Source organism: Mycobacterium sp. 1165178.9, assembly GCF_001673555.1.
Lineage (GTDB): Bacteria > Actinomycetota > Actinomycetes > Mycobacteriales > Mycobacteriaceae > Mycobacterium.
This window is the reverse complement of sequence record NZ_LZMB01000364.1, coordinates 1-828: the sequence shown is the minus strand read 5'-3', so window position 1 is coordinate 828 and position 828 is coordinate 1. Positions and strand designations below refer to the sequence as shown.

At 68.6% G+C, this 828-nt stretch carries 1 protein-coding gene and 1 pseudogene; one reads left to right on the top strand and one right to left on the bottom strand.

Features of this window, described 5'->3' with window-relative positions:
• Nucleotides 1-230, bottom strand: a 230-nt coding sequence (locus A5652_RS15855; RefSeq protein ID WP_197513974.1) for an AMP-binding protein, incomplete at its 3' end; no start/stop codon positions are given.
• 16 nt (nucleotides 231-246) lie between these two features.
• Here A5652_RS15855 and A5652_RS15850 point away from each other — a divergent pair.
• A pseudogene (locus tag A5652_RS15850) lies at nucleotides 247-828 on the top strand (AMP-binding protein); the annotation flags it as partial.

Here is an 828-nt window from a genome sequence, read left to right as displayed (position 1 = left end):
GCCGTGACCTGTTCGCGAATCAGCAAGGCGTGCAAGTCATCCGGTGACGCGGCTACCTCCTCGGGCACCACCACCAACCGCCCACCATGCAACAACGCCCCGAAAATCTCCGACACCGACACGTCGAACACCAGCGAATGCCACTGCGACCACACCCGCACCGGCCCCGCTGGCAACCGACTCTCCACTGCGGCCACCAATTCGGTGACACCGCGGTGCGAGACCGCCACCCCCTTGGGGACACCGGTAGTGCCCGAGGAGGTAGCCGCGTCACCGGATGACTTGCACGCCTTGCTGATTCGCGAACAGGTCACGGTGTTGAGTCAGACGCCGTCGGCGGTGGGGGTGATGTCGCCGGAGGGTTTGGAGTCGGCGGCGCTGGTGGTGGCCGGCGAGGCCTGCCCGGTCGAGCTGGTGGATCGATGGGCGCCGGGTCGAGTGCTCATCAACGCGTACGGCCCCACCGAGGCGACGGTGTACGCGGCGGTCAGCGCGCCGCTGTCGGCGGGCTCGGCGGCGGTGCCCATCGGTTCCCCGGTGGCCGGGGCGGCGTTGTTCGTGCTCGATGCCGGGCTGCGTCGCGTCTCGGCGGGCGTGGTGGGCGAGCTTTATGTGGCCGGTACCGGCGTGGCCTACGGGTACGTCGGTCGGGCGGGGTTGACGTCGTCGCGATTTGTAGCGTGCCCGTTTGCCGGTGAGGGGGCGGCGGGGGCGCGGATGTATCGCACCGGGGATTTGGTGCGATGGGGCGCCGATGGGCAGTTGCAGTATCTGGGTCGTGCCGATGATCAGGTGAAGATCCGTGGGTATCGCATCGAGCTGGGTGAG